The following is a 5,746-nucleotide window of genomic DNA, read 5'->3' on the forward strand; positions in this document are numbered from 1 at the left end:
CTCGCCGGGGTGACCCGGGGGTCCAGGCCGTGGCCGAGGGCATGGCCCTCCAAGAGTGCCGTGAGCCGTGGGTCGCGCAGCTCCCAGGCGCCGATCTCGGTGAGGGTGGCGGCCCGGCGAGTGCGCAGCAGCCGCTTGTGCGGCACCGACGGGTAGGGCTCGCGCTCGGCCAGCACCTGCCAGTTCGGCCACAGCGGCTCCTCCAGCAGCGGCCGGCGGGTCCGGTCCCTGGCCTCGCGGGCGCGGACCAGGAAGTCCCCCCAGCGCTGCCCGGCGCCCGCGCCCAGCGCCTCGTCCAGGGCGGCCACGGCGCCCGCGCGCGAGGCGTTCGGCAGCGACACCCGCGTGCCGTCCGCGAACACGTGCCGGGACGACGGGTCGACCTGGACCAGCTCGACGCAGGACTCCAGCGGCTCCTTGCCGGTCTTGACGAACAGGTCGCGGTAGACGGCCGGCAGCGGCAGCAGGCCGGGGCCCGTGTCGAAGGAGAACCCCTCGCGCTCGAAGCGGCGCAGCGCTCCGCCGTACGTGTCCGTCCGCTCGTACACCGCCACCCGGTGGCCCGCCACGGCCAGCCGGGCGGCAGCCGTCAGCGCGCCCATCCCGGCGCCGATCACCGCAATCCGTGCCATGCCGGCGACTTTATCGGCCGCCACCGGCAACCCCGGCCCGCGGCCTCCGAGTACGGGCGCGGAGGCGATCGTGACCAGGCGGCGACGGAGCGTCGTGGGGCCCCGTGCACAGGACTGAGTATGCGTACCTAGCCGGGGAGTTGAGTACGCGCGCGGATGGGGGACGACCTGTGCGGACGAGAGAGTGGAGGCACGGAGAGGGGCACGGCCCCGGCACCGGCGACACGGGGCGTCGGAACGGAGCCGGCCCACGATCCGCTCCTTCCGCCGGCGGTGTCGGCGGGAGCGAGGCACGGGGGAAACCGGGGGACGACCGAACGGGGGGCGTGCGGGGGGACGCACGGGGGAGCACGGAAGGCGCCGGTTCGAGGTGGCCCGCGGGGGACGCGGCCACACCGGACCGGCGCTTTCGCATGCGCGGCGCGGGTTCGCTCAGCGGCAGCCGCTGACTCGCCCCTGGAGAAGCCGGGACAGTGCCGCGTGGACGTCGTCCAGGGAGCGTTCCGCCTGGAACGACTTCCAGTCGAGAGCGGCCACCAGGACCATGCCGACCAGCGCGGACGCCGTCAGCGGGATGTCGATCTCCTCGCTGAACTCACCGCCGGCGACGCCGTCGCGCAGCACGTCCTCCACGACCGCGACGGCCTGCTGCCGGACCACCATCAGCGTGGACTGCCAGGTCCGGTTGGTGCGCCACAGTTCGGCAACGTACAGCTGGGTGAAGGCCGGGTAGCGGTCGATGAAGACCAGCCCCGCCCGGATCATCGCGTCCAGGGCGTCGACCTTGCTGCCGCCCTCCCGCGCGGTGCGGTCGGCCGCTTCCCGCAGGGAGGCGGTCAGCAGCCCCACTCCGTGCCGCAGCAGTTCCTCGAAGAGGACGGACTTGCTCGCGAAGTTGTAGTAGACCGTGCCCTTCGCGACCCCGGCACGTTCGGCGATCTCGTCCACGGTGGTGGCGGAGAACCCCTGCTCGGCGATGAGCGTGACGGCCGCCTCGTAGAGCTTCTGCCGGGTGGCCTCGCGGCGCGTGCTGCCGCCCGACGCGGCACTGCTGCTTTCCATGGCCCTGATTGTCACAGGAACTCCTCCGGGGGGCGTGACGGTGGGGCTCACAGGCTCAGCTCCGGGTGCAGCCGGTCCAGCGTCCACACCTGGCGCCGGCGGGCCGCCACGGCGGTCAGCGCGAGGGCGCCCGCGGTGAACGCCGTCAGCACCACGCACGCGTGCCACACCGGTTCGAGTCCACCGCCGGTGATGAGCCGCCTGAGGGCCTCGACGACGTAGCTCATCGGCAGGAACGGGTGGAGCGCGTTGAAGAACCCGGGGCTGGTCTGGACGGGGTACGTGCCGCCCGCCGAGGTCAGCTGGAGCATCAGCAGCGCGAGGACCAGGATCCGGCCCGCCGCCCCGAAGCGCGCGTTCAGCCACTGCACGATCGCCGCGAAGCATGCCGTCACCAGGAACAGGAAGCCCACGGTCCCGGCCGCTCGCGCCATCTGAAGGCCGATCGCCCAGTGCAGCACCGACATCAGCGCCACGGTCTGCAGCACTCCGATCGCCACCACCGGCAGCCAGCCCGCCAGCGCGATCCGCCACGCCGAGGCGCCCGCGGCGAGCGCGCGCCGGTTCATGGGCGCGATCAGCATGTACGCCACCATCGCGCCCACCCAGAGGGACAGCGGGATGAAGTACGGGGCGAACCCGGTGCCGTAGTTGGGCGCCTTGTGCAGGTCCTGGGAGGCGAGCCGCACGGGATCGGCCATGACCTCGGTGCGCCGGTCGCGGTCCTGCTCGTCGTAGTCCGGGATCTTCTCCGCCCCGTCGTGCAGACCGCCGGCGAGCTTCCCGGAGCCGTCGACGAGCTTGAAGATGCCGCCGTTGAGGTCGTCCGCGCCCGTCTTCAGCTTGCCGACACCCTTGTCCAGGTCGACGGCGCCGGTCTTGGCCGTGCCGATCCCCTTGTGCAGCTTCTTCGCGCCCGCGGCGACCTCGGCCGCCCCGTCGTTCAGCTTGTTGATCTTCTTGACGGCATCGGTGAGGTCCTCGGAGAGGTGCGGTGCGCGGTTCGCGAGGGCCTGCGACTGCTTCTGGAGGGTCGCGAGGTTCTTGTCGAGCTTGTCCAGGTCGCCGTCCTGGTCCGCGATCAGCGTGTTGAGGTCGTCCGCGATGGTGGTCACGTCGGCGGCGGCGTCCTTGGCCTTCTTCAGGTCGGAGCAGGCCGCGTCGGGCAGGACGGGATCGTCGCAGCGCCGGGCGTAGACGTCGGTCAGCGTGCCGGACGCGGCGCGGGCGTCCTTGGCGGCGGTCGGGGCCGTCTTCACCAGGGTGTCCAGGTGCTTGCGGATCACCCCGGAGGAGTCGGCGACCAGCTGGGCGGTGTCACCGATGGTCTTCTCGTTGCCCTTCAGGAAGGGGCCGACCTTGTCGGCGGTGCCGTTGACCCGGTCGGCGAGCTTCTGCGTGCCCTCGGCGACCTGCTTCGAGCCGTCCTCCAGCTCACCCGCGCGGGTGTGGAGCTTCTTCAGACCCGCGGAGAGCTTGCCGCTGCCGTCCTCGGCGTCCTTCAGGCCGTCGGCGAGGTCCTTGGACCCCTTCTCGGCCTTGCCGATACCGCCGTTGAGCCGGTCGGCGCCCTTCGCCGCCTTCACGGTCTTGCCGTGGATGTCGGAGAACGACACGAAGATCTTGTCCAGGAAGGACCGGGACGTCTTCGTGGACGCGGCCTGCCGCACCTCGCCGAAGACCGTCCGGGAGATCTGCCCGACGATGTAGTTGTTCGCGTCGTTCGTACGTACCTGGAGGGCGCCGGTCTCCGGGGTGTTCCCGGAGCTGGAGGCGATCCGCTCGCTGAAGTCGGCGGGCAGGGTGAGCGACAGGTAGTAGCTGCCGTCCTCGACGCCCTTGCGGGCCTCGGCGGCGCTCACCTCCTGCCAGTCGAAGGTCTTGCTGTCGTGCAGGCCCTTCGTGATGTCGTCGCCCGCCGTGATCTTCTTCCCGTCGGCGGTCGCCCCCTTGTCGTCGTTCACCAGCGCCACCGGGATCTTGTCCAGGCGGCCGTACGGGTCCCAGAACGACCACAGATACAGCGCGCCGTACAGCAGCGGCAGCACCAGCAGCGCGACCAGCGCGGCGCGCGGCAGCTTCCCCCGCCCGAAGCGGCGCAGCTCAAGCGCGGCCAGTCTCGGCGAACGCATCGGCCTTCTCCTCTCCCTGGTCGGCCCGGTCGGTCTCGTCGGCCCGCTCTGCCTCGTCCTCGGTGGGCGGCTCTTCGTGGCTCTGCGCGGTGGAGACCTTGACGGCGCCCTCGGGAGCCTCGCTGCACACCGCCACGACCGTCGTCCCGGCGTCGGCCAGGGACCTGAGCAGCGCCCAGACCTCCTCGCGTTCACCGTCCGAGAGCTTGAGGTCGGTGTCGTCGATGCCGAGCAGCCGCGGCCCGCCGACCAGGGCGAGCGCCACCGACAGCCGCAGCGCCTCCAGGCGCTCCAGGTCCCGGACGGCCGTGCGCGGCCCCTTGGGCAGTGCCTCGAGGTCGAGCCCGGCCGCTTCGAGCGCGGCCTCGACGCGTCGGCCGGCCTCGGCCGCCCGCTCTCCGCGGGGCCGCAGCAGTCCGCGCAGTGACGCGCCGAACCGCCGCTGGAGCAGTGCCCGTTCCCGCAGGTGCTCGGCGACGGTCAGCGCCGGGTCGAGGTCGGCGACCCCCGGGACGTGCGCCAGCGCGCTGACGCCGCGCACCGCCGCCATCTGCTTCGGCAGCCTCGCGTCGCCCACGGCGGCCGATCCCTCCGAGACCTTCATCCGCCCCGTCAGCGCGAGCAGCAGGCACGTGCGGCCGGACCCGGACGGGCCCTCGACCGCGATGAGCGCACCCGGCTCGGCGTCGACGGAGATCCCGCGGACCGCCCACCCCCGTGGCCCCCTGATCCCGAGGCCGTCGGCGACGATCCGCACTCCTCCCGCCTGTTCCCCCACGAGTCTCCCCTGAATTTGAACTGACTGGTCAGTGCAAAAACTACTCCGAACCTACGAGCGAAGCAAAACAGCAGGTCAGAACGGATTGTCAGTGCCATACCTCACGATGGGTCACATACGGCACTCCGTGACGGGAGGTGCCGTCACCCAGACGACAGGAGGTTCGTCATGGCCAACTACCACGCAGCAGCCGCCCGTCGGCGCCGCGCCACCGGCCCTGCCCCCTCACTGACCGGCCCGGCGAGCGACGTGCACCCCGTACTGCGCCGGTCCTCGGCCCCTCCCGCCGCCCTCGACCTGCTCGCCCAGGCCCGCGCGAGCCTCGACGAGGCCACCGCCCTGGAAACGCCCAACGAGCGCTACGCGACGGCCCATCTGGCCGCCCTGCGCACCGCCGCCGCGGTGCTCGCCGCCCGGGGGCGCCCGGAGACCTCGCCCCGGGCCCGGGCCAAGATCCGGAGCGCTTGGGAAGTGCTCCCCGAGATCGCGCCCGAACTGACCGAATGGAGCGCGCTGTTCGCCTCCGGCGCCCGCCGCCGGGCCCGGGCCGAGGCCGGCATCCAGGACGCGGCCACCGGCCGGGACGCGGACGACCTGATACGGGACGTGGCGATGTTCCTGCGCCTGGTCGAGCGGATGCTGGTCCTCCAGCCGGTCCTCCCGCAGCCCCGCCCGGACCAGGACCGGCCGGAGGGCCCCGGCGCGGGGAGGGACATGCCGGACGCGAGCTGAGCGCGGCCCGGGCCCGCCCGACCCGTGGGGCACCCCGGGACCGGGTCATCCGGACGCCGTGGCCGAGGCAATAGGGTGGGGGACGCCTGAAGTCTTCCCTCCCCGAGGCCGGGGCCGGGGGAGACGCCCCGTTCGCGCCGCCGTGCAAGAGGCGGTGCCGCGCCGAGGAGTCAACTGCCGTGTCGGACCCGATGCGCCCCCGCGCCTCACTCCGTACCGCCGTGGTCTGGGAGGTCCTCCAGGACGCCCTGGACCGCCGGGTCAAGGCCACGGGTCGGGAGTCGCTGGACGTCCTCGACACCGGAGGCGGCAGCGGCAACTTCGCGGTGCCCGTCGCCCGCCTCGGCCACCGGGTCACCGTCGTCGACCCCAGCCCCAACGCGCTGTTCGCCCTGGAGCGCCGCGCAGCC

Annotated in this window: 6 protein-coding genes; 2 read left to right on the top strand and 4 right to left on the bottom strand. The window is 72.8% G+C overall.

Features of this window, described 5'->3' with window-relative positions; genetic code table 11:
- The 4 genes from ABZ281_RS34565 to ABZ281_RS34580 all read right to left on the bottom strand — a co-directional run.
- The coding region (locus tag ABZ281_RS34565) for an NAD(P)-binding protein (protein WP_356661986.1) at positions 1–632 on the bottom strand (632 nt) is incomplete at its 3' end.
- Positions 633–1,064: 432 nt separating this feature from the next.
- Entirely contained in the window at positions 1,065–1,694 is a 630-nt protein-coding gene (locus ABZ281_RS34570; protein ID WP_189589681.1) for a TetR/AcrR family transcriptional regulator, read from the bottom strand.
- Positions 1,695–1,741: 47 nt separating this feature from the next.
- Positions 1,742–3,826, bottom strand: coding sequence for a YhgE/Pip domain-containing protein (locus ABZ281_RS34575; RefSeq protein ID WP_356661988.1), 2,085 nt, complete (start codon positions 3,824–3,826; stop codon positions 1,742–1,744).
- On the bottom strand, positions 3,798–4,604 hold the full coding sequence (locus ABZ281_RS34580; RefSeq protein ID WP_356661990.1) for an ATP-binding cassette domain-containing protein: 807 nt from the start codon (positions 4,602–4,604) through the stop codon (positions 3,798–3,800). The genes ABZ281_RS34575 and ABZ281_RS34580 overlap by 29 nt, the downstream gene beginning before the upstream one ends.
- A gap of 168 nt (positions 4,605–4,772) precedes the next feature.
- On the opposite strand from ABZ281_RS34580, the gene ABZ281_RS34585 reads away from it, so the two are divergent.
- A complete protein-coding gene (locus tag ABZ281_RS34585) occupies positions 4,773–5,336 on the top strand; it encodes an SAV_6107 family HEPN domain-containing protein (protein ID WP_356661992.1) in 564 nt (187 codons plus the stop codon).
- Between the two features lie 179 nt (positions 5,337–5,515).
- Positions 5,516–5,746, top strand: a 231-nt coding sequence (locus ABZ281_RS34590) for a methyltransferase domain-containing protein (protein WP_356661994.1), incomplete at its 3' end; no start/stop codon positions are given.

This window comes from Streptomyces sp. NPDC006265 (assembly GCF_040613555.1).
In the GTDB taxonomy this organism is placed as follows: Bacteria; Actinomycetota; Actinomycetes; order Streptomycetales; family Streptomycetaceae; genus Streptomyces.